This window comes from Pseudomonas sp. RW10S2 (assembly GCF_014268985.1).
GTDB classification, from domain to species: Bacteria; Pseudomonadota; Gammaproteobacteria; order Pseudomonadales; family Pseudomonadaceae; genus Aquipseudomonas; species Aquipseudomonas wayambapalatensis.
On record NZ_JABWRO010000022.1, the window covers coordinates 25,518 to 46,796 of the forward strand.

At 64.0% G+C, this 21,279-nt stretch carries 19 protein-coding genes; 6 read left to right on the forward strand and 13 right to left on the reverse strand.

The window, feature by feature from the left end:
* Positions 1–10 precede the first annotated feature (10 nt).
* Both HU729_RS07350 and HU729_RS07355 read right to left on the reverse strand, forming a co-directional pair.
* Positions 11–169, reverse strand: coding sequence for a YqaE/Pmp3 family membrane protein (locus HU729_RS07350; RefSeq protein ID WP_003177654.1), 159 nt, complete (start codon positions 167–169; stop codon positions 11–13).
* A gap of 151 nt (positions 170–320) precedes the next feature.
* Entirely contained in the window at positions 321–1,598 is a 1,278-nt protein-coding gene (locus HU729_RS07355) for an aminotransferase class III-fold pyridoxal phosphate-dependent enzyme (RefSeq protein ID WP_186709383.1), read from the reverse strand.
* A 209-nt stretch (positions 1,599–1,807) separates the two neighbouring features.
* On the opposite strand from HU729_RS07355, the gene HU729_RS07360 reads away from it, so the two are divergent.
* On the forward strand, positions 1,808–2,734 hold the full coding sequence (locus HU729_RS07360) for a LysR family transcriptional regulator (protein ID WP_186709385.1): 927 nt from the start codon (positions 1,808–1,810) through the stop codon (positions 2,732–2,734).
* A gap of 264 nt (positions 2,735–2,998) precedes the next feature.
* Here HU729_RS07360 and HU729_RS07365 read toward each other — a convergent pair whose 3' ends face one another.
* The 9 genes from HU729_RS07365 to bioB form a co-directional block, all read right to left on the reverse strand.
* Entirely contained in the window at positions 2,999–4,768 is a 1,770-nt protein-coding gene (locus tag HU729_RS07365) for an acyl-CoA dehydrogenase C-terminal domain-containing protein (RefSeq protein WP_186667519.1), read from the reverse strand.
* A 122-nt stretch (positions 4,769–4,890) separates the two neighbouring features.
* Positions 4,891–6,174 carry a GGDEF domain-containing protein gene (locus HU729_RS07370; protein WP_186667518.1) on the reverse strand — a complete coding sequence of 428 codons (1,284 nt, stop codon included), beginning with the start codon at positions 6,172–6,174 and terminating at the stop codon, positions 4,891–4,893.
* 204 nt (positions 6,175–6,378) lie between these two features.
* Entirely contained in the window at positions 6,379–8,184 is a 1,806-nt protein-coding gene (locus tag HU729_RS07375; protein WP_186667517.1) for a phenylacyl-CoA dehydrogenase, read from the reverse strand.
* A 292-nt stretch (positions 8,185–8,476) separates the two neighbouring features.
* Positions 8,477–8,773, reverse strand: a complete 297-nt coding sequence (locus HU729_RS07380) for a pyrroloquinoline quinone biosynthesis protein PqqE (RefSeq protein ID WP_186667516.1) — start codon at positions 8,771–8,773, stop codon at positions 8,477–8,479.
* A gap of 142 nt (positions 8,774–8,915) precedes the next feature.
* Positions 8,916–9,596: a dethiobiotin synthase gene (bioD, locus tag HU729_RS07385; RefSeq protein WP_186709387.1), complete on the reverse strand. Its 681-nt coding sequence runs from the start codon at positions 9,594–9,596 to the stop codon at positions 8,916–8,918.
* Position 9,597: 1 nt separating this feature from the next.
* A complete protein-coding gene (bioC, locus tag HU729_RS07390) occupies positions 9,598–10,416 on the reverse strand; it encodes a malonyl-ACP O-methyltransferase BioC (protein ID WP_186709388.1) in 819 nt (272 codons plus the stop codon).
* Positions 10,409–11,140, reverse strand: coding sequence for an alpha/beta fold hydrolase (locus tag HU729_RS07395; protein ID WP_186667513.1), 732 nt, complete (start codon positions 11,138–11,140; stop codon positions 10,409–10,411). The genes bioC and HU729_RS07395 overlap by 8 nt, the downstream gene beginning before the upstream one ends.
* Positions 11,133–12,305 carry an 8-amino-7-oxononanoate synthase gene (gene bioF, locus HU729_RS07400; RefSeq protein ID WP_186709389.1) on the reverse strand — a complete coding sequence of 391 codons (1,173 nt, stop codon included), beginning with the start codon at positions 12,303–12,305 and terminating at the stop codon, positions 11,133–11,135. The genes HU729_RS07395 and bioF overlap by 8 nt, the downstream gene beginning before the upstream one ends.
* A gap of 2 nt (positions 12,306–12,307) precedes the next feature.
* Positions 12,308–13,366: a biotin synthase BioB gene (gene bioB, locus HU729_RS07405; protein WP_186667511.1), complete on the reverse strand. Its 1,059-nt coding sequence runs from the start codon at positions 13,364–13,366 to the stop codon at positions 12,308–12,310.
* A gap of 89 nt (positions 13,367–13,455) precedes the next feature.
* Here bioB and HU729_RS07410 point away from each other — a divergent pair, with 89 nt between their 5' ends.
* The 4 genes from HU729_RS07410 (at position 13,456) to rarD (ending at position 17,211) form a co-directional block, all read left to right on the forward strand.
* On the forward strand, positions 13,456–14,196 hold the full coding sequence (locus tag HU729_RS07410; protein WP_186709390.1) for a ComF family protein: 741 nt from the start codon (positions 13,456–13,458) through the stop codon (positions 14,194–14,196).
* Between the two features lie 51 nt (positions 14,197–14,247).
* Positions 14,248–15,012, forward strand: coding sequence for a TOBE domain-containing protein (locus HU729_RS07415; RefSeq protein WP_186709392.1), 765 nt, complete (start codon positions 14,248–14,250; stop codon positions 15,010–15,012).
* A 273-nt stretch (positions 15,013–15,285) separates the two neighbouring features.
* A complete protein-coding gene (locus HU729_RS07420; protein ID WP_186709394.1) occupies positions 15,286–16,260 on the forward strand; it encodes a serine/threonine protein kinase in 975 nt (324 codons plus the stop codon).
* A 63-nt stretch (positions 16,261–16,323) separates the two neighbouring features.
* Positions 16,324–17,211 (forward strand): EamA family transporter RarD, encoded by an 888-nt coding sequence (rarD, locus tag HU729_RS07425; RefSeq protein WP_186667507.1) that lies wholly within the window; start codon positions 16,324–16,326, stop codon positions 17,209–17,211.
* Positions 17,212–17,427: 216 nt separating this feature from the next.
* On the opposite strand, the gene HU729_RS07430 is transcribed toward rarD, so the two are convergent.
* On the reverse strand, positions 17,428–17,946 hold the full coding sequence (locus tag HU729_RS07430) for an ACT domain-containing protein (protein WP_186667506.1): 519 nt from the start codon (positions 17,944–17,946) through the stop codon (positions 17,428–17,430).
* A 435-nt stretch (positions 17,947–18,381) separates the two neighbouring features.
* Here HU729_RS07430 and HU729_RS07435 point away from each other — a divergent pair, with 435 nt between their 5' ends.
* A complete protein-coding gene (locus HU729_RS07435) occupies positions 18,382–20,559 on the forward strand; it encodes a malate synthase G (RefSeq protein WP_186709395.1) in 2,178 nt (725 codons plus the stop codon).
* Positions 20,560–20,704: 145 nt separating this feature from the next.
* On the opposite strand, the gene HU729_RS07440 is transcribed toward HU729_RS07435, so the two are convergent.
* Positions 20,705–21,148 (reverse strand): response regulator, encoded by a 444-nt coding sequence (locus HU729_RS07440; protein ID WP_186709396.1) that lies wholly within the window; start codon positions 21,146–21,148, stop codon positions 20,705–20,707.
* Positions 21,149–21,279 lie beyond the last annotated feature (131 nt).

Genomic DNA, 21,279 nt, shown 5'->3' on the forward strand with positions numbered 1-21,279 from the left:
CCGCCATGGCCTAGCGTTTGGCGATGATGTACACCGCATGCACGATCCCTGGAATGTAGCCCAGCAGGGTCAGCAGGATGTTCAACCAGAACGCGCCGCCGAAGCCAACCTGCAGGAACACGCCCAAAGGCGGCAGAAGAATAGCGATGATGATACGAATGAAGTCCATGTGATGCTCTCCTGGAGGGTTCTCAACACAGACTAGTGCGCTTCGTCAGAGGTTCCACACTGATATCACGCTCAAAAAAACGCCCCGGGCCAAATACAGCTGGCCAAGGGCGATGCGCAGGAACGCGAGACGGTTCTTTGAAATTCGGTGGTCAGGCCGTCGCTTCGCGGCGAACCTGTTGGCGGGAATGCACACGGGCGAAGGCGCGGGACAGCCGCAGCAGCATCTCGTCGATATTGCCCCGGCTCACGGTCAGCGCTGGCGAGAAGCGCACCACATCCGCTTGCGCGGCATTGAGCAGCAGGCCTTCTTGCAGTGCTGCCTCGACCAGTTCCTGAGCCAGCGCTTCACGCAGCTGCAACGCCCATAACAGCCCCTGGCCCCGCACCTCGCCCTGCCCGTAGCGCCCCGCCAGACGGCTGAGACCCTCGCGCAGGTGTCGGCCGCTGTCCTGCACCTTCTCGAGAAAACCTGGCGCCAGCACGGTATCCAGCACAGCCAGGCCCGCCGCGCTCATCAGGGCGTTGCCGTGGTGGCTGCCCTCGAGCTCGCCCGGCGCGGCGCAGCAGGCCGTACCGCGGGCCAGCAGGGCCGCCAGCGGCACCCCGCCGCCCAGGCCCTTGCCCAAGGTGAGGATGTCGGCCCGCACGCCGTAGGTCTGTTCGGCCAGCAGCGCGCCACAACGGCCGATACCGGTCTGCACTTCGTCGAGAATCAACAGGATGCCCAGCTCGCGGCAAAGCTTTTCGACACCCTGCAGGTATTCACGTGTTGCCGGAATCACGCCGGCCTCGCCCTGGATCGGCTCGAGCATGATCGCCACGGTGCGCGAGTCGACCTCGGCATGCAGGGCGGCCAGGTCGTTGAACGGCACCTTGCTGAAACCGGGCAATCCCGGTTCGCAGCGGTTGCACGGCAGCGGGTCGGACGCCGACAGCGCGCCAAGGCTGCGGCCATGGCAGGCCTGGCTGGCCGTGATGATGTGATAGGCGCCGCCGCGATGCAGCTGGCCCCATTTGCGCGCAAGCTTGATTGCGCCCTCGCAAGCCTCGGCGCCACTGTTGAGCAGGTACGCCTGGTCGCTGCCGGTGCTTTGGCACAAGCGCCCGGCCAACGCCAGCAGCGCCGAGCTGTGAAAGCCCGCGCCCGGATTGATCAGGGCCTGGGCCTGGCTGCCGAGGGCCCTGGCCAGCACTTCAGGGCTGTGCCCGAGGCTGTTGACCGCGCAGCCCTGGGTGAAGTCCAGGTACGCATGCCCTTGGTCGTCCCACAACCACGAACCCTGGCCACGCACAAACACCTGAGGTGCGCGCTTGCGGCCAGGCATCAGCCACTCGCGGGACAGTTGCGAGGGCGCCGCCTCCTGCGTCGTGCTCTGCACGGGCTCGACAACGACCGCAGCCGAACGACGCAGCTTGAACAGGTTCATGATGACTCCAGGGCAATCACGGGGACGGCAAGGCGCCCCGGTCTTCGCCTGAGGTCGGATATTTTGCCTTGCCTATCAAAAGTGTTTCTCATCCGGGGTAACAATGAACCGGGCTGATCGCTTCAGCCCTCCGGAATACGGCGATAGACTAGGCGTACCGGCGCTTCGCGGCCATTTCGTTTTTTCAGCTTTTTCGATAAGTATTTCTTATGGATTTTCGTCAACTGCGTTATTTCGTCGCGGTCTATGAAGAAGGCCATGTGGGCCGGGCTGCCGAGCGCCTGTCACTGTCGCAACCGGCACTGTCGCAACAGATCCGCCAGCTTGAGCACAGCCTTGACCTGAACCTGTTCGAACGCAGCAACAAGCGCTTGCTGCCAACCCTCGCCGCGCACACCCTCTACAACCATGCGCTGCCCCTGCTCGACGGGCTGCAGCGCGCCCAGGAAGCCATGCAGGGGTTCAAGGGCCAGTCCTTGCGCACCCTGGCCATCGGCGTGCTGCAGACCGTACGCCCGAGCCTGGTGCCGCGGCTGCTGGAGAAACTGCGCAAGGCCCAGCCACACCTGGTCGTGCAGATCTACGAGTTGTCGGGGCTGGAAATCGAGCGGCGGCTGCTCAACGGCAGCCTGGATATCGGTATCAGCTACCTGCCGCCACGTCAGCCAGGGCTGCATGGGCTGTTGTTGTACGAAGATGAACTGCAGCTTGTCATCCCCAATACGCATCCACTGAAAGACTTCAAGAAGGTCTCGATCAGACAAGCCGCCGAATTACCGCTGCTGATGCTGGGGGAGGAATTCCAGATCCGGCAGATCTGGAAGGCGCAACTGGCCAATCTCGGGCGCAGGCCACAGGTGCAGGCAGAGATGAACAACATGGGGGGGATTCTCGACAGCCTGGCCAATACCGCCCTGGCGACCATCCTTCCGGGGCGTGCCAAGGAAGCGGCCGAAGACGATCAGGCACTGCTGTGGAAACCCCTGAGCGAGCCACGGGTTCCGCTCAAGGTGGGCCTGGTATTTCGCGATGCCCAACGCCAGCAGGCGTCGGTGGAATTGCTGCGCACCCTGCTGGAGGAGGAGAGCGATGCTCGCCAGGTGGGCGTCCCGGCGCTGGACGGCCGCAACGGGTAAAAACGCCAGAAAAAGAAAACCCCGCCGAGGCGGGGTTCTCCAGACTGTTTCCCTGACATCCTTATCGTCCCACCATCCTGGCGGGAAATCCTACGTGTCCCTGTTCTGTCCTTTGCGCTTCCTGCGCTCCGTCCATGTAAGAAAGATTAACCGTGGATCCAATCTTAGGAAAGAGGAGAAAAGTCACCACGTGATGTAGGAAAAAGCTTACAAAGCCGAGGTTTTCAGAACGTCCTGTTCGCACGCGTAAACCCCGGCCATCGATCAGAATTGCGCGGCATCCAGCAAGTACAACGACTCGCTGCCCGCCTTCACCGAAGCCACCAACGAATCCAGCCTTGGCAGCAGGCGGGCGAAGTAGAAGCGCGCCGTCCCAAGCTTCGCGCCATAGAAGGCCTCGTCGCCCTCACCTACCTGCGCAGCACGGGCCATCAGTGCCCACATGTAGCCATAGGCCACGTAGCCGAACGCATGCAGGTACTCGACCGAGGCGGCACCAATTTCGTTGGGGTTGCCTTTGGCCCGCTCCAGCACCCATTCGGTCAAGCCGTCGAGCTGATCCAGCGCAGTACCCAGCGGCTGGCTGAACTCGACGTCGGTGGTGCGGATGAACTCGCGGATCTCGTCCGCGAACAGACGGTAGTAAGCGCCACCGCTGGCCACCACCTTGCGCCCCATCAGGTCCAGGGCCTGGATGCCGTTGGTGCCTTCGTAGATCTGCGTGATGCGCACATCGCGCACCAACTGCTCCTGGCCCCATTCGCGGATGTAGCCGTGTCCACCGAACACCTGCTGGCCATGTACGGTGCATTCCAGGCCGAGGTCGGTGAGGAAGGCCTTGGCCACCGGCGTCAGCAAGGCCACCAGTTCCTCGCTGCGTTTGCGGGTGGCGGCGTCTTCGCTGAACTTGGCGCTGTCCAGTTGCATCGCGACATAGGTGGAAAACGCCCGACCGCCTTCGGTCAGCGCTTTCATGGTAAGCAGCATGCGACGCACGTCGGGGTGGACGATGATCGGGTCGGCGACCTTGTCCTTGGCTTGCGGGCCCGTCGGCGCACGGCTCTGCAAGCGGTCGCGGGCGTATTCGACGGCGTTCTGGTAGGAGCGCTCGGCCGACGCCAGGCCCTGGATACCGACACCCAGGCGCTCGTAGTTCATCATGGTGAACATCGCCGCCAGGCCTTTGTTCGGCTCACCGACGATATAGCCGACCGCCTCGTCGAAGTTCATCACGCAGGTGGCCGAAGCCTGGATGCCCATCTTGTGTTCGATCGAACCACAGGTGGCCGGGTTGCGCGCACCCAGGCTGCCGTCGTCGTTGACCAGGAACTTGGGCACCAGGAACAGCGAGATGCCTTTCGGACCGGCCGGCGCATCCGGCAGCTTGGCCAGCACCAGGTGGATGATGTTTTCGGTCAGGTCGTGCTCACCACCGGTGATGAAGATCTTGGTGCCGCTGACCTTGTAGCTGCCGTCAGCCTGCGGCTCGGCCTTGGTGCGGATGATGCCCAGGTCGGTGCCGGCATGGGGCTCGGTCAGGCACATGGAGCCGGCCCAGACGCCGGCGTACATGTTCGGCAGGTACTTTTCCTTCAACGCTTCGCTGGCGTGGGCGTTGATCGACAGGCAGGCACCTGCGGTGAGCATCGGATACAGCCCGAACGACAGGCTCGAGGCGTTGACCATTTCCTCGACCTGGGCCGAGATGGCCTTGGGCATGCCCATGCCACCAAACAGCGGATCCCCGCCGACACCGACCCAGCCGCCTTCGGCGTAGGTCTGGTAAGCCTCGATGAACCCGGCCGGGGTGCGGACCGCGCCGTTGTCCCAGTGACAGCCTTCTTCATCAGCGGCGCGGCTCAGCGGCGCGATGCTCTTGCTGGTGACCTTGCCGGCCTCTTCCAGCACGGCCAGGGCGGTCTCGGCATCGACGACGTCCGCCAGGCCCGGCAGTTGAGCCCAGAGTTCGGAAACCTTGAAGACTTCATTGAGTACGAAGCGCATATCGCGCAGGGGCGCTTTATAGTCGGCCATGACAACCTCTCGTTAGCAGAGTCGGGGCGGCCACCAGGGGCCGCGCACTGGGTTGAGGCCAGTGTAACCGAACAACTTTTACGAGACATAGGGTCATCACTCGACCATATAGTCCGATATGGTCACGCCGTGCGAACCGCCCCGCGCCGCGCGGTCTGCCCCGACAGCATCACACAGTTGCGCCCTGCAGCCTTGGCGCTGTAGAGCGCCTGGTCGGCGGACTTGAGCACCTCTTCCGGGTTGCGGTGCTCCGGCAGGCGCTCGGCGACGCCGATACTGATGGTCACCGACACCGTGTTGCCTGCCGACCCTGCCCGTCGCTGGCGCCCGGTGGAATCATCCTGCGGGCGGTTGTTCTGGTCGCGCAACTGGATGGCATAGTTGGCGATCATCTCGCGCACCGCCTCCAGGTGCGGCAGGCATTCTTCGGCAGTCTGGCCGGCGAACACCAGGGCGAACTCCTCACCGCCATAGCGATAGGCACGCCCACCCCCGGTCACCTTGGACAGTCGACTGGCGACCAGGCGCAGCACCTGGTCGCCAACGTCGTGGCCATGGGTGTCGTTGAATTTCTTGAAGTGATCCACGTCGGTCATGGCGATCACATAGTTGCGGCCCAGGCGCTGCATGCGTTCGTTCAGCGCGCGGCGGCCAGGAAGCCCGGTCAGCTCATCGCGAAACGCCATCTGGTAGGCCTCGTGGGAGACCGCTGCGGCGATCATCAGCATCACCTGGCTGCACATGATGTTCAGGGTGAAGGGCAGTATGAACGTCTGCGGCAGCATCCAGAAGATCCCCACCAGGCCGGTGATCTGCGCGGCGTGCAATGGCCGGGGCTCGCGCAGGTACTGCACCACCAGCAGGATGAACACGCCCAGGAACAACGGGTAGGCCAACTGGATCAGGCTCATCCACTGCCCATGCAGCGACGGCCAGCGGATCTCTGCCAGCCACGTCAGCAGCGCCTGTGGGTAACTCTGCTCCAGCGCCAGGGTCACGCTGCCAACCGCGAACAGCACGGCGAAGCGAGCAAGCATGTCCTGGGCCAGGTGGGTGCGCTCCTGCCAGGCGCCGAACAGGCCGAACAGCGCAGGCAGTAACAGGCACACCAGGTGAAACACGACTGCAGCGTCTTCGCGGACCTGGCCGTGATCGCGGTAGTAATCGGTCTGGGTATCGAGCAGGAAGTAGGCGATGTACACCGTAACCATCAGGAACAGTTCGCGCTGGCGGCGATACACCGCACAGTAGGCACCGCCGAGCAGCAGCACCAGGGTAGGCAGCACGTTGAACAGGGACGTGAAGAACACGCTCAGGTCCCTGACGTAGGCCGCCGCAAGCCCCGACAGCAACAGCAGGATCGAAGGCAGGAAGTGGCTGGCGCGAACAGCGGATAGACGAAACAAGGGTAATCTCCGACCCGGCAGATCAATAATGGCATTGTGCCCTTACTTCATCGGCAGCGCACATGAATAGATGAATACAACAGAAGGGTTTAACGGCAGGCGGGTGGCGAGTCTTGAGGTTTTCTCGTTACCGGATGCAACGAGGGCAGGCAAAAAAAAACGCCTGCCGATAATGGCAGGCGTTTTTCCGTACAGCCTCAGGCGTCAGATCGACAGACCGAAGTCTTCTTCTTTCATCGCCATCAGGTTGTTGGCACCCGACAGGATGGCCGCCACATGCGTGCGGGTGCGCGGCAGGATGCGCTGGAAGTAGAAGCGTGCGGTCTGCAGCTTGGCAGTGTAGAACGCCTCTTCAGCAGTACCGGCCGCCAGCTTCTCGGCCGCCAGGCGGGCGATGTCGGCCCAGAAGTACGCCAGGCACGCGTAACCGGAGTACATCAGGTAGTCCACGGACGCGGCACCGACTTCCTCGCGGTCTTTCATGGCGGCCATGCCGATCTTCATGGTCAGCTCGCCCCACTCCTTGTTCAGCGCAGCCAGCGGCTCGACGAACTCCTTGGTGGCTTCGTTACCTTCCTGGCCCTGGCAGAACTTGTGGACGATCTTGGTGAAGCCCTTGAGCGCCTCGCCCTGGGTCATCAGCACCTTGCGGCCGAGCAGGTCGAGGGCCTGGATGCCGGTGGTGCCTTCGTACAGCATCGAGATACGGCTGTCGCGCACGTTCTGCTCCATGCCCCATTCGGCGATGAAACCGTGGCCACCGTAGATCTGCACGCCATGGTTGGCGGCCTCGAAACCGACTTCGGTCATGAACGCCTTGGCGATCGGGGTCAGGAAGGCCAGCAGTGCATCGGCCTTCTTGCGCTCTTCCTCGTCCTGGCTGTACTTGACGATGTCCACCTGTTTGGCGGTGAAGTAGACCATTGCGCGGTTGCCTTCGGCGAAGGCTTTCATGGTCAGCAGCATGCGGCGCACGTCCGGGTGGACGATGATCGGGTCAGCGGCCTTTTCCGGTGCTTTCGGGCCGGTCAGGGAACGCATCTGCAGACGGTCGCGGGCATACTTCAGGCCACCCTGGAAGGCCACTTCGGCGTGAGCCAGGCCTTGCAGTGCAGTGCCCAGGCGCGCGGTGTTCATGAAGGTGAACATGCAGTTCAGGCCTTTGTTGGCCGGGCCGATCAGGTAACCGGTGGCCGCGTCGAAGTTCATCACGCAGGTGGCGTTACCGTGGATGCCCATCTTGTGCTCGAGCGAGCCGCAGCTCACGCCGTTGCGCTCGCCTACACCGCCTTCGGCGTTCGGCAGGAACTTGGGCACGATGAACAGCGAAATGCCCTTGGTGCCGGCCGGAGCATCGGGCAGGCGCGCCAGCACGATGTGGACGATGTTGTCGGCCATGTCGTGCTCGCCGGCCGAGATGAAGATCTTGGTGCCGGATACCTTGTAGCTGCCATCGGCCTGCGGCTCGGCCTTGGTGCGCAGCATGCCCAGGTCGGTGCCGCAGTGCGGCTCGGTCAGGCACATGGTGCCGGTCCATTCGCCGGACACCAGCTTGGTCAGGTAGGTTTCCTGTTGCTCGGGGGTGCCGTGCTCGGAGATGGTGTTCATCGCGCCGTGCGACAGGCCTGGGTACATGCCCCAGGACCAGTTCGACTCGCCGACCATCTCGCTCAGGGTCAGGCCCAGCGACTCTGGCAGGCCCTGGCCGCCGTGCTCGACGTCATGGGCCAGGCTCGGCCAGCCACCTTCGACGAACTGCTTGTAGGCTTCCTTGAAGCCGGTCGGAGTCTTCACGCCCGACTCGCTCCAGGTGCAGCCTTCCAGGTCGCCGACACGGTTCAGCGGGGCCAGCACCTGCTCACAGAACTTGGCACCTTCCTCGAGGATCGCATCGACCATGTCCGGCGTAGCATCCTGGCAACCCGGCAGGCTCTGATAGTGCGCTTCATAGCCGAGCAGCTCGTCACGGACGAAGCGAATATCACGCAAGGGGGCTTTGTATTCAGGCATGGCGATGAACCTCTGGGCTGAGTTCGTTGGGGAGACCGCGGGTACCGACCAGCTCTTGCCGGCTTTCGGTCAAACAGTTGTTTGAAACTTACGTTTAGCTCAGGGCAATGTCAAGAAGGGACGATGGTGCCAATTCGGTCGCGAACGATGGCATTTATGCCAGCGCTTGATTCATCGGCCCAAAGCGCCTGTGGGAGCGGGTTTACCCGCGAATCAACCAGGCCACGCAATGGTGTCTGGATTGTTCGCGGGTAAACCCGCTCCCACAGGTGCTTGGCCGACGGTTATGCAGTCAGGCGTAGGTGTCGATGAACCGACCGAGCATTTCGTCGGACGCTTTGGCGACTTTCACGCCCAGTTCGACTTCATGCTTGCCCAGGGCGAGCTGCACAGTGCTGGTGGCCAGGTCTTGCTGCTGGCTGCGGTCTACACCACGCAGGCGCTCGGCCTGATAGCTGGTGGACTGGCTGGTGCCTGCGCGCTCGACGCCATTGCTGGCGATCTGGCCGGCGGCCTGGTCGACACGGTTCTGCCCGTTCTGGATGGCGCCGAGGCCTGCGTAGAAAGCAGAGCTGCCGGTGATTTCCATATCAGGACTCCACAAGACTGGGTGAAGGAAGAGGCCTCAATTAAAACAGCCCGGAAAGGAAATTACCCGTTTAAATCCTTAATAGCCCAGTGCCAGCTAATAGAATCAGGGCATTTTTCGTAACCGGATGTTCACCGAGCGATCAGTCAAGCAGGTCCAGATCCAGATGCTCGGCCACCGCCTCGGCTGCGGCAGGTTTCAGCCACGGCACCCGCCCCAGGCATGGCGCCGGCAGACGCTCGGCGAGGCTCGCCAGGTTCTCTTCTAGCCGCGAAGTCCGGGGGTCGACGATATTGGCCACCCACCCCGCCAGTTGCAGACCATCGCGGGCGATGGCCTCGGCACTGAGCAGCGCATGGTTGATGCAACCCAGGCGCACCCCCACCACCAGGATCACCGGCAGCTTCAAGGCAATCGCCAGGTCGGACAGGTTGGCATGATCGGACAAGGGCACCCGCCAGCCACCCGCCCCCTCGATCAGGGTGAAGTCGGCGCCGTGCCCCAGTACTTGCTGCATGGCGTCACGCAGCGTCGGCACGCTCAGTGCCACACCGGCTTCGCGTGCAGCCACATGCGGGGCGATGGCCGGTTCGAAGGCGAAGGGATTGACCTGCTCATAAGGCAGCTTGATCGAGCTTTCGTCGATCAGCGCCAGCGCATCACTGTTGCGCAGCCCCTTGGGGCTGACCGTGCATCCGGACGCCACAGGCTTGGCAGCCAGTGTGCTGCGCCCAAGGTTACGTGCTGCACGCAGCAGCCCGGCGGCGATGGTGGTCTTGCCGACATCGGTATCGGTACCGGCGATGAAATAGGCCTGGCTCATGTCACTCCTCTTCGCCTCTGCGCAATACCCCATAGACCACCTGATAGGTGGCAGGCAGGCCTTGGTCATCACGGAACTGCTCATAGGCCTGCAGCAGCCCCTGCATGCGTGCACGCCCGGTCAGGCCCGACGGGCGCCCGGGATTCAGGTTGTGCGCACCCAGCGCCTTGAGTTCGTGGGTCAGGCTGCGCACATCCGGGTAGTGCAGTACGTGGGGCAGGCGCTCCAGCCCGAGCAGGGTCAGGCCGCTGTCGGCGCACAGGCGCTGGTAATCCTCGAAGCGCCGGAACCGATTGACATGCACCATCCCATCCACCGCCTGCCAACTGGCACGCAACTCCTCCAGCGTGCCGACACACAGGCTGCTGAACGCCAGCACCCCACCCGGTCGCAACACGCGCCGGGCTTCGGCAAGCACGCTGGCGAACTGGTCGCACCACTGCACCGCCAGGCTGGAGAACACCAAGTCGAAAGCATCATCGCGCAGCGGCAGACGCTCGGCATCGCCCGCCACGTGATGATGCGCCCCGCCCTGCTCGCGAGCATGGCCCAACATGCCTTCGGCGATATCCACCGCCACACCGTGGGCAGCCTCGAAGCGGGCGGCCAGGGCCCGGCTGAAATGGCCAGTACCGCTGCCCAGGTCGAGCCAGCGGGTCGGCGTCATCGACGTCGGCAAGCGCGTGAGCAAAGCCTCACCCACCGCGCGCTGCAGGGCGGCAACGCTGTCATAGCTGGCCGCCGCGCGGGAGAACGAGGCCGCCACCTGGCGCTTGTCCGGCAGGGCACCGGGCAGGATCGGGCGGGAAAGATCAGTCATCACCACTCTCATGCAAGAAACTCTTGATACCCGCCGCCAGCTCCTGTGGGTACTCCTGCAGGAACGCGTGGGAACTGTCTTCGACCAGGCCGACTTCGACATCCGGCAGCAGCTCGCTGAGCGCCTTGGCCGCATCCGCCGGCACCAGGGCATCGCTGCCGGCGAACAGGTGCAGTTGTGGGCCGCCGTACTGTTCGAGCGCCTGGCGGGTGTCCAGCCTGGCCAGCACTTGCAGGCCGGTGGCCAGGTACAAGGGGTCGGTGTCCGGCACGCCCACGCCAAGCTGGCGCAGCAAGGTGCGGGGTTGCTGCGCGCCCTCGCTGCACAGCGTACGGAATCGCTTGAGGGTGACCTGGGGGTGGCTGCGACAACCATCGAGGAAGGTGCCGAAGGTGTCCTCGGCCATGCCGTGGGGCCAGTCGGGCCGGGCCACGAAACTGGGGTTGCTGGCCAACGTCAGCAAGCCGCAGCAGTGGTCGCCACGCTTGTGCGCCAGGGCGCTGGCCAGCATGCCGCCCAGCGACCAGCCACCCAGCCAGACATCCGTCGGCAGCTTGCGGTCGAGGTGATCGACCCAGGCCTGGACGTCATCGTCGGCCAGTTCCGGTAACGGCGCCAGTTCGATCTGCAGGCGTGGATCCTGTGCCCGCAGGCTGGCAGCCAGGGGTTCCAGTGAAGCAGTGCCCAGCCCCCAGCCGGGCAGGAGGATCAGTCGGTTACGCATCGGCGGACTCCAGCTGTGCATGACACTCGGCCAATGCATTCAACAATAGCTGGACCTGCGCTTCGCTGTGCGCGGCGCTCAAGGTTACCCGCAGGCGTGCACCGCCGGCCGGTACGGTTGGCGGGCGGATCGCGGTGACCAGCAAGCCCCGCGCGCGCAGCATCTTCGACAGCGTCAGTGCCCGCGCCGCATCGCCAACCAGGATCGGCTGGATCGCGGTCGGGCTGTCCATCAATGCCAGGCCGATCTGCTGCGCCCCCTGGCGGAACTGGCGGATCAACGCGCCAAGGTGCTCGCGCCGCCAGCGTTCGTCACGCAGCAGTTGCAGGCTTTTCAGCGTTGCGCAGGCCAGTGCCGGCGGCTGACTGGTGGTGTAGATGTAGGGACGGGCGAACTGCACCAGCGCCTCGATCAGGTCATCGCTGCCCGCGACGAACGCGCCGGCAGTACCGCAGGCCTTGCCGAGCGTGCCGATCAGCACCGGCACCTGGTCGATGCCCAACCCGAAGTGCTCGACGATACCGCCACCATTGGCGCCCAACGTGCCGAAACCATGGGCGTCGTCAACCATCAGCCAGGCGCCGTGCGGACGCGCCACTGCAGCCAGGGCGGGCAGGTCGGCAAGATCGCCGTCCATGCTGAACACGCCGTCGGTGACCACCAACGTGTCACCGGTCGCTTTATCCAGGCGGCTCGCCAGGCTGGCCGGATCGTTGTGCAGGTAGCGACTGAAACGGGCGCCGCTGAGCAGTCCGCCGTCGAGCAGGGAGGCATGGTTGAGGCGGTCCTGCAGCACCGTATCGCCCTGCCCCACCAACGCCGTGATAGCACCCAGATTGGCCATGTAGCCGGTGGTGAACAACAACGCACGCGGACGCCCGGTCAACTCGGCGATGGCCTCTTCGACCTCGTGGTGCGGCGTACTGTGGCCGACCACCAGGTGCGAGGCACCGCCACCGACGCCCCAGCGCTCGGCACCGTCACGCCAGGCAGCGATCACCTCGGGGTGGCTGGCCAGCCCGAGGTAGTCGTTGCTGCAGAACGCCAACAGGCGTTGCCCATCGACCACCACTTCCGGGCCTTGCGGGCTCTGCAGCAGGGGACGCTGCCGATACAGGTCCGCGGCGCGCCGTTCGGCCAGGCGTGCCGCCAGATCGAAGGCCATGCTCAGACCGATGCGGCGTTGTAGAACATCTCGCTGCTGCGCTGCTCGACCAGCGCCTGCTCGATGGCCGCCTGGTGCACTTCGTCGGCATGCTCTTCGCGCTCTTCAGGCTTGATCCCGAGGCGGGCGAACAGTTGCATGTCCTTGTCGGCCTGCGGGTTGGCGGTGGTCAGCAGTTTCTCGCCGTAGAAGATCGAGTTGGCACCGGCCATGAAGGCCAGGGCCTGCATCTGCTCGTTCATCTGCTCACGGCCCGCGGACAGGCGTACATGCGACTTGGGCATAAGGATGCGGGCTACCGCCAGCATGCGGATGAAGTCGAACGGGTCGACATCTTCGGCGTTGGCCAGCGGCGTACCGGCCACCTTCACCAGCATGTTGATCGGCACCGACTCCGGGTGCTCGGGCAGGTTGGCGAGCTGGATCAGCAGGCCTGCGCGGTCGTCCAGCGACTCGCCCATGCCGAGAATGCCGCCGGAGCAGATCTTCATCCCGGCATCGCGCACATAGGCGAGGGTCTGCAGGCGCTCGCTGTAGGTGCGGGTGGTGATGATGCTGGTGTAGAAGTCCGGCGAGGTGTCGAGGTTGTGGTTGTAGTAGTCCAGACCCGCCTGGGCGAGTGCCAGGGTCTGGTCCTGATCGAGCTTGCCGAGGGTCATGCAGGTTTCCAGGCCCAGGGCCTTGACCCCTTTGACCATCTCCAGCACGTAGGGCATATCCTTGGCGGAGGGGTGCTTCCAGGCGGCGCCCATGCAGAAGCGGGTCGAGCCGATGGCCTTGGCCCGGGCAGCCTCTTCCAGCACTTTCTGCACTTCCATCAGCTTCTGTTTTTCCAGCCCGGTGTTGTAGTGGCCGGACTGCGGACAATATTTGCAATCTTCCGGGCAGGCGCCGGTCTTGATCGACAGCAGGGTCGAGACTTGCACGCGGTTTGGGTCGAAGTGCGCGCGGTGCACGGTCTGCGCCTGGAACAACAGGTCGTTGAACGGCTGCTGGAACAGCGCCCTGACCTCGGCCAGGGACCAGTCGTGACGTGTTGTTGCATTTGTGCTGGCGCTCATCGGCGTTTCCTTATCTAGGCTCTGACAGGCGCCGGGACAGGAAAGCCCGCCAGCGCTTCACGGATAGCTCGCATAGTCAGGGAAGGCCCATGCACTGTCAACCAAACATAAAATCACTGGTTTACAAGTGGATAAATATTGAACAATTCTGCTTGCTCTGCGACGAACCTGCGCAACAGGCATATCCCCTGTGCCCGGCCTGCGAGCATGAGCTGCCCTGGCTCGACGAGCATTGCACGCGCTGCGCGCTGCCACTGGCGATGCGGGCGATGACCTGTGGCCAGTGCAGCCGCAGGCCACCGCCTTTCGAGCAGGTGATCGCGCCGTGGCACTACGGGTATCCGTTGGATACTGCAATCAGCCGCTTCAAGCACCGCAGCCAGTGGCCGCTGGGGCGGTTGCTGGCGGATCTGCTGGCGCAGGCCCTGCAGCATCGCTATGACGAGGGCCTGACAAAACCCGACCAGCTGTTGCCCGTGCCACTGGCTGCACGTCGACTGCGCCAACGCGGCTTCAACCAGGCCGCCATGCTCGCCCGCTGGCTGTCGAGCCAGTTGCACATCCCCTGCGACGAGCGCGTGCTACTGCGCCCACGCGACACTCCGGCGCAGCAGACCCTCGACGCCAAGGCGCGCTGGCGTAACCTGCGCCAGGCCTTTGCCATCGCACCGCACGCCGCGCTCGACGGATGCCATGTGGCCCTGGTCGACGACGTGCTGACCACCGGTGCCACTGCCCGAGCGCTGGCGAGCCTGCTGCGCAAGGCCGGGGCGCGCCGGGTCGATGTGTATTGCCTGGCACGCACGCCCAGGCCCGGCGGGGTTGACTAGACTCGGTCTCGAAGGCACTTTCGCCGCATCACACCGCCGGTAACCTGCCCCATGTCCCTGCCCGCCCTGCTTGCCCAGCACATCTTCCGTCGCCCGCAGCGCATCGCCTTGTTGCAGCACATCGCTGAACAAGGCTCGATCACCCGCGCCGCCAAGGCGGCCGGGATCAGTTACAAGAGCGCCTGGGATGCCATCGACGAGCTCAACAACCTCGCCGCCCAGCCGTTGGTCGAGCGCAGTGCCGGCGGGCGTGGCGGTGGCGGCGCCAAGCTGTCGACGGAGGGCGAGCGGGTCTTGCGCCTGTATCAGCGTCTCCAGGCGTTGCAGAGCGAAATCCTCGAATCCACCGAAGAACACAGCGACCTCGACCTGCTCGGCCGCCTGATGCTGCGCACCAGCGCTCGCAATCAATTGCGCGGGCAGATCAGCGGGCTGCGCCGCGAGGGGCGTTACGACCGGGTCAGCCTGGCACTGGGCGGCGGCCTGGAAATCGATGCGCTGATCACCCGGGACAGTACCGAACGGCTGGAGCTGACACTGGGAAGCACGGTGGTGGCCCTGCTCAAGGCCGGCTGGGTGAACGTGCTGGCTGACGCTGATCAGCCAGACGCCGAGAGCAATTGCCTGCACGCCCAGGTCGACGAAGTGCTGGCCGATGAAGGCGGCGGCAGTGAAATGCGGCTGGCGCTGGAGAACGGGCAGACGCTGTGCGCCTTTGCCGAACCGCAATGGCTGCAGCAGCAGGCAATCGTGGTCGGCAGCAGGGTGCGGGCGCAGTTTCATCCGTCGTTCGTGCTGCTGGGGGTGCCGGTGTAACGCGCAATGCGTTGGAGCGGGCTCGCACCGCGGTCACCCGAAGCGGCTACCTGGCATGCGACGTGATGGGCCTGAAGCATTGTAGTGGCTGGTTTACGGCCGCTTCGCGCCCGATCGCGGGACGAGCCCGCTCCCACAGGATGGACTGCCCCCAAGAAGTTGGACACACATCCAACCCTTGGGGGCAGTCCAGGAATGCTGGGAGCCTTGGCACCTGAAGCAACCATGGAATGCGTTACCATGCCACGCATGCATTCCCCTGCCGGAGCTCCCATGTCCCACCCCTTCGATACCCTCACCCCCGACCTGGTCCTGGACGCCGTCGAAAGCCTGGGCTTTCTCAGCGATGCCCGGGTGCTGGCGCTCAACAGCTATGAGAACCGCGTCTATCAGGTGGGCATCGAAGGTGAACAACCGCTGATCGCCAAGTTCTACCGCCCCGGGCGCTGGAGCGATGCGGCCATCCTCGAGGAACACCGCTTCAGCTTCGAACTGGCCGAGCACGAGGTCCCGGTTGTCGCCCCGCTTCAGCATGACGGTCGCAGCCTGTTCGAGCACCAGGGCTTTCGCTTCACCCTGTTCCCCCGCCGCGGCGGCCATGCGCCCGAACCCGGCAACCTCGACCAGTTGTATCGCCTCGGGCAATTGCTCGGACGTCTGCATGCCGTCGGCGCCACGCGCCCATTCGAGCATCGCGAGACGCTGGCTGTAGACAACTTCGGCCATGCCTCGCTCAAGACTCTGCTCGACGGCGATTTCGTCCCGCGCGAGCTGCTGCCGGCGTTCGAGTCGGTGGCCCGCGACCTGCTCAAGCGGGTCGAGGATATCTACCAACGCACGCCCTTCGAGGCGATCCGCCTGCATGGCGACTGTCACGCCGGCAACCTGATGCACCGCGACGACATCTATCACGTCGTAGACCTCGATGACTGCCGCATGGGGCCAGCGGTGCAAGACCTGTGGATGATGCTGGCCGGCAGCCGCGAAGAACGGTTGGCCCAGTTGGCCGAACTGGTCGACGGGTACGACGAGTTCCACGATTTCGACCCGCGCCAACTGGCGCTGATCGAGCCGCTGCGCGCCTTGCGCCAGTTGCATCACAGCGCCTGGCTGGCACGACGCTGGGACGACCCGGCGTTCCCGCGCAGCTTCCCCTGGTTCGGCCAGCCGCGCTACTGGGGCGACCAGATCCTGGCCCTGCGCGAGCAGATGGCCGCACTGGATGAAGCGCCACTGAAATTGTTCTAGTTGCAAGGCGTCACCTGTCTACAATAGGCGCCGCGATATCAGCTGCCAAAGCAAGGAATCTGCATGCACGCCGCAAACCCGCAGCGCGGATACATCCTGGGCCTCAGCGCCTACATCATCTGGGGCCTGTTCCCCCTCTACTTCAAAGCTATCCAGAGCGTCCCGGCGGTAGAAATCATCGTCCACCGGGTACTGTGGTCGGCGCTGTTCGGTTCGCTCCTGCTGCTGGTGTGGAAACACCCGGGCTGGTGGCGGGAGCTGCGCGACAACCCGCGGCGCCTGGCGATCCTGGCCCTGAGCGGCGCGCTGATCGCAGGCAACTGGCTGACCTACGTGTGGGCCGTGAACAACGGTCGCATGCTCGAGGCCAGCCTGGGTTACTACATCAACCCGCTGGTCAACGTGCTGCTGGGCATGCTCCTGTTGGGCGAACGCCTGCGCCGCCTGCAATGGCTGGCGGTCGGGCTGGCGGCGGCGGGGGTGGCGCAACAGGTGTGGCAGGTCGGTGGCCTGCCCTGGGTGTCGCTGGGGCTGGCGCTGTCGTTCGGTTTCTACGGCCTGATTCGCAAGCAGGCGCCGGTGGCGGCACTGCCGGGGCTGGTGGTGGAGACCTGGATGCTGGTGCCATTGGCACTGGGCTGGCTGCTGCTGCACCCGCAGGCCAACAGCGCCAACCTCGCGTTCTTCAGCAGCAGCGAAGCGCTGTGGTTGATGGCTGCGGGCCCGGTCACGCTGGTGCCGCTGGTGTGCTTCAACGCCGCCGCGCGCCACCTGCCCTACACCACCCTGGGCTTCCTGCAATACCTGGCGCCGACCCTGGTGCTGCTGCAGGCGGTGCTGCTGTTCGGCGAGCACCTGTCCTCGAGCACGCTGATCGCGTTCATGTTCATCTGGGCGGGCCTGGCGATCTACAGCGTCGATGCCTGGCTGAGCCTGCGCAAACGCGCCTGATCAAAAAACGATCAAGCCTCTGCAGGCCACGGAAAGCGTGGCCTGCAGCAAGGTCTCCAGAGGTTATCCACACCCTGATCCCCGTGCTTTGTGCACAACCCCCTGAAATATGGACATTTTTTGCTCAATCCGGTGCAGCCCGCGATTGGTCGGGGCTGGCGGGGAGTACCCTCAGGTTATCCACAGGGGCTTCCCCGTTAAACCGGGGATAACCTGCTATTCCTCCGGCCTGAGCTTCAACTCCACCATCAGGTCATCGGCGAGGCTTTCCAGCTTCTGCTGCAGGTCATCCAGCGACAAGGTCAGCGGCAAGGCCAGCAAGGCATCGGCGTGGAACAGCGGCTCGCTGCTCATCGGTGCCGGACGCACCTCGGTGGTAAAGCGCTCCAGGTTGACCCCCTGATCCGCCAGCAGCCGGGTAATATCGCGAACGATCCCCGGGCGATCATTGCCCACCAGCTCCATCGCGATCGGCTTCCAGGTGCAGGACGGCTCGATGCCGCTCTCGGCAATCAGCACGCGAATGCCATGATCGCCCAGCTTCTGCAGCGACTCGACCAACTCGTCGTAGTTTTCCGCCGGCACCGCAACCCGCAGGATCCCGGCGAACTGCCCGGCCATGCGCGACATGCGGCTTTCCAGCCAGTTGCCGTTGTGATCGGCGATGCACTGGGCGATGCGTTCGACCTGTCCGGCCTTGTCAGGGGCGATCACGGTGAGTACAAGATGATCCACGGGCCACTCCTCTACCTGCGCGTACAAGGGCATCGAATCAGTATAGGCAAGGCGCGGCAACCTGCCGCAGGGCGGACCACGCAACAAATCGTGTACCGTTTAGAGATTTATCTGGAACAATCCACAGGTTTTTTGCGAACATACTGCCTTCCAGTGTGACCCGATGCGACCAATAGGTCGCACAACGACGCTTTTAGTCTGATGTTCACCCGCCTACTGCATCATGTAGTATGCGCCAGCGCGGACTACAAAACGTCGTTTGGATGTCTGCCAAGGCGCCTGTGAAAATACGCGAATCGCCCGCCAGCCTGTCTGGCAGGCCGCACCCAGCCGCGCTCGGGCTGCATGACGAGGGCATGTACTGGCCGCGTGTTTAGAGAAGCGCTACAGGCTTAATACAGAAGAGCGAAATAGCTGAGCAGAGTGAGGCAAGCAATGACTGGATACGTTCAAGTCGGTGGCCTTCAGGTCGCCAAGGTCCTGTACGACTTCGTCAACGACGAAGCCATTGCAGGGACCGGCATCGTCGCCGAGCAGTTCTGGGCCGGTGCAGAGAAGATCATCAACGACCTCGCTCCAAAGAACAAAGCCCTGCTCGCCAAGCGTGACGAGCTGCAAGCCAAGATCGATGCCTGGCACCAGGCACGCCAGGGTCAGGCCCACGACGCCGCGACCTACAAAGCATTCCTCCAGGAAATCGGCTATCTGCTGCCACAAGCCGACGATTTCCAGGCCACCACGCAAAACGTCGATGAAGAAATCGCCCACATGGCCGGCCCGCAGCTGGTGGTGCCGGTGATGAACGCACGTTTCGCCCTGAACGCCGCCAACGCCCGCTGGGGCTCGCTGTATGACGCACTGTATGGCACCGACGCCATCAGCGAAGAAGGCGGCGCCGAAAAAGGCCAGGGCTACAACAAGGTACGCGGCGACAAGGTCATCGCCTCCGCCCGCGCCTTCCTCGATGAAGCCGCGCCCCTGGCTGCCGGCTCCCACGTCGACTCCACCGGCTATCGCATCGACGCCGGCAAGCTGGTCGTCGCCCTCAAGGGCGGCAGCAACAGCGGCCTGCGCGACGACGCCCAGCTGATCGGCTTCCAGGGCGACGCCGCAGCACCGACGGCCGTGCTGCTCAAGCACAACGGCCTGCACTTCGAGATCCAGGTCGACGCCAGCACCCCGGTCGGCAGCACTGACGCCGCCGGCGTGAAAGACATCCTGATGGAGTCGGCACTGACCACCATCATGGACTGCGAAGACTCTGTCGCCGCCGTCGATGCCAACGACAAGGTCGTCGTCTACCGCAACTGGCTGGGCCTGATGAAAGGCGACCTGGCCGAAAGCGTGAGCAAGGGCGGCAAGACCTTCACCCGGACCATGAACCCCGACCGCGAGTACGCAGCGCCCAACGGCGGCAGCGTCACCCTGCACGGCCGTTCGCTGCTGTTCGTGCGTAACGTCGGTCACCTGATGACCAACCCGGCGATCCTCGATGCCCAGGGCAACGAGGTTCCCGAAGGTATCCAGGACGGCCTGTTCACCAACCTGATCGCCCTGCACAACCTCAACGGCAACACCAGCCGCAAGAACACCCGTACCGGCAGCGTGTACATCGTCAAGCCGAAGATGCACGGCCCTGAAGAAGTGGCGTTCGCCGCCGAGATCTTCAGCCGCGTCGAAGACCTGCTGGGCATGCCGCGCAACACCGTCAAGGTCGGCATCATGGACGAGGAACGCCGTACCACGGTCAACCTCAAGGCCTGCATCAAGTCGGCAGCCGAGCGCGTGGTGTTCATCAACACCGGCTTCCTCGACCGCACTGGCGATGAGATCCACACCTCGATGGAAGCCGGCGCCATGGTGCGCAAAGGCGCCATGAAGAGCGAGAAGTGGATCGGCGCGTACGAGAACAACAACGTCGACATCGGCCTGGCCACCGGCCTGCAAGGCCGTGCCCAGATCGGCAAGGGCATGTGGGCCATGCCTGACCTGATGGCGGCGATGCTCGAGCAGAAGATCGCCCACCCGCTGTCCGGCGCCAACACTGCCTGGGTCCCTTCGCCAACCGCCGCGACCCTGCACGCGCTGCACTACCACAAGGTCGACGTCCAGGCACGTCAGCGCGAGCTGGCCTCGCGTACCCCGGCCTCGGTGGACGACATCCTGACCATTCCGCTGGCGGCCAACACCAACTGGTCGGCCGACGAAATCCGCAACGAGCTGGACAACAACGCCCAGGGCATCCTCGGCTATGTCGTCCGCTGGATCGACCACGGCGTGGGCTGCTCGAAGGTGCCGGACATCAACAACGTCGGGCTGATGGAAGACCGCGCCACCCTGCGCATTTCCGCCCAGTTGCTGGCCAACTGGCTGCGCCATGGCATCGTCACCCAGGCGCAGGTGCTGGAAAGCCTCAAGCGCATGGCGGCGGTGGTCGACAAGCAGAACGCGGGCGACGCCCAGTACCGCCCGATGGCACCGAACTTCGATGACAACATCGCGTTCCAGGCCGCGGTCGAGCTGGTCGTCGAAGGTGCGAAGCAGCCGAACGGTTACACCGAGCCGGTCCTGCATCGCCGCCGTCGCGAGTTCAAGGCGCGTAACGGGCTGTAAGTTACATCTACGACGGGGTCGCTTTGCGGCCCAATCGCGGCACAAGGCCGCTCCCACAGGCACAGTGCAAGGTTCGAAGCTTGCGCCGTACCTGTAGGAGCGGCCTTGTGCCGCGATTGGGCTGCGAAGCAGCCCTAGTCCTGCATTACTCGATCTTCAATTCTTTTTTCACCAACTCCAGCAATTTTCCCAGATCCACCGGTTTAAGCAGAAAATCCACCACCCCCAGGTGCATCACGTCCACCGCCTCTTTTACATCGGTGTCGCCCGAGACCACGATGATCGACAACGCCGCCCGGTCCGAGTCGCGAATCTGCCGAATCAGCTCCAGGCCATCCTCGGGCTCCATGCGCAGATCGGTGATCATCAGCGCGATGCGCGGTTCGTAGTGCAACTTGAACATCGCCTCCTGCGCACCATCGGCCACCATGCAGTCGATGCCACGGCTTTTCAGGTACAGGCTCAGGGCCTCGCTGTTCACCGGGTTGTCGTCCACCACCAGCACCACCGGCCTGGGCGCCACTGGCGCGCTCACCACGGCCAACGCCTCGCGCTCGGCGTCACTCAGTATTTCGTCATGCTCAGCCATGGCCATCTCGTCAAAAAAATCTCGTGCTAGGTTTAGGACCGCGAAAACCGGCGTAGCCTACCCACCTTTCGTCGGATCCTTGACAGCGACTCTCACCGATAGACTTACGTCCAATGGGCATCCACGGGCAG

Bases quoted from the DNA above. Each gene is read 5' to 3' on its own strand.
- HU729_RS07375 (WP_186667517.1), bottom strand. From the start codon at position 8,184: ATGCCTGAATACAAAGCCCCCTTGCGTGATATTCGCTTCGTCCGTGAC.
- HU729_RS07380 (WP_186667516.1), bottom strand. From the start codon at position 8,773: ATGGAAATCACCGGCAGCTCTGCTTTCTACGCAGGCCTCGGCGCCATC.
- HU729_RS07350 (WP_003177654.1), bottom strand. From the start codon at position 169: ATGGACTTCATTCGTATCATCATCGCTATTCTTCTGCCGCCTTTGGGC.
- HU729_RS07415 (WP_186709392.1), top strand. From the start codon at position 14,248: ATGTCCCTGCCCGCCCTGCTTGCCCAGCACATCTTCCGTCGCCCGCAG.
- HU729_RS07355 (WP_186709383.1), bottom strand. From the start codon at position 1,598: ATGAACCTGTTCAAGCTGCGTCGTTCGGCTGCGGTCGTTGTCGAGCCC.
- HU729_RS07360 (WP_186709385.1), top strand. From the start codon at position 1,808: ATGGATTTTCGTCAACTGCGTTATTTCGTCGCGGTCTATGAAGAAGGC.
- HU729_RS07440 (WP_186709396.1), bottom strand. From the start codon at position 21,148: ATGGCTGAGCATGACGAAATACTGAGTGACGCCGAGCGCGAGGCGTTG.
- bioF (WP_186709389.1), bottom strand. From the start codon at position 12,305: ATGGCCTTCGATCTGGCGGCACGCCTGGCCGAACGGCGCGCCGCGGAC.
- HU729_RS07395 (WP_186667513.1), bottom strand. From the start codon at position 11,140: ATGCGTAACCGACTGATCCTCCTGCCCGGCTGGGGGCTGGGCACTGCT.
- bioC (WP_186709388.1), bottom strand. From the start codon at position 10,416: ATGACTGATCTTTCCCGCCCGATCCTGCCCGGTGCCCTGCCGGACAAG.
- HU729_RS07435 (WP_186709395.1), top strand. From the start codon at position 18,382: ATGACTGGATACGTTCAAGTCGGTGGCCTTCAGGTCGCCAAGGTCCTG.
- HU729_RS07365 (WP_186667519.1), bottom strand. From the start codon at position 4,768: ATGGCCGACTATAAAGCGCCCCTGCGCGATATGCGCTTCGTACTCAAT.
- rarD (WP_186667507.1), top strand. From the start codon at position 16,324: ATGCACGCCGCAAACCCGCAGCGCGGATACATCCTGGGCCTCAGCGCC.
- bioB (WP_186667511.1), bottom strand. From the start codon at position 13,366: ATGAGCGCCAGCACAAATGCAACAACACGTCACGACTGGTCCCTGGCC.
- HU729_RS07410 (WP_186709390.1), top strand. From the start codon at position 13,456: ATGCACTGTCAACCAAACATAAAATCACTGGTTTACAAGTGGATAAAT.
- bioD (WP_186709387.1), bottom strand. From the start codon at position 9,596: ATGAGCCAGGCCTATTTCATCGCCGGTACCGATACCGATGTCGGCAAG.
- HU729_RS07420 (WP_186709394.1), top strand. From the start codon at position 15,286: ATGTCCCACCCCTTCGATACCCTCACCCCCGACCTGGTCCTGGACGCC.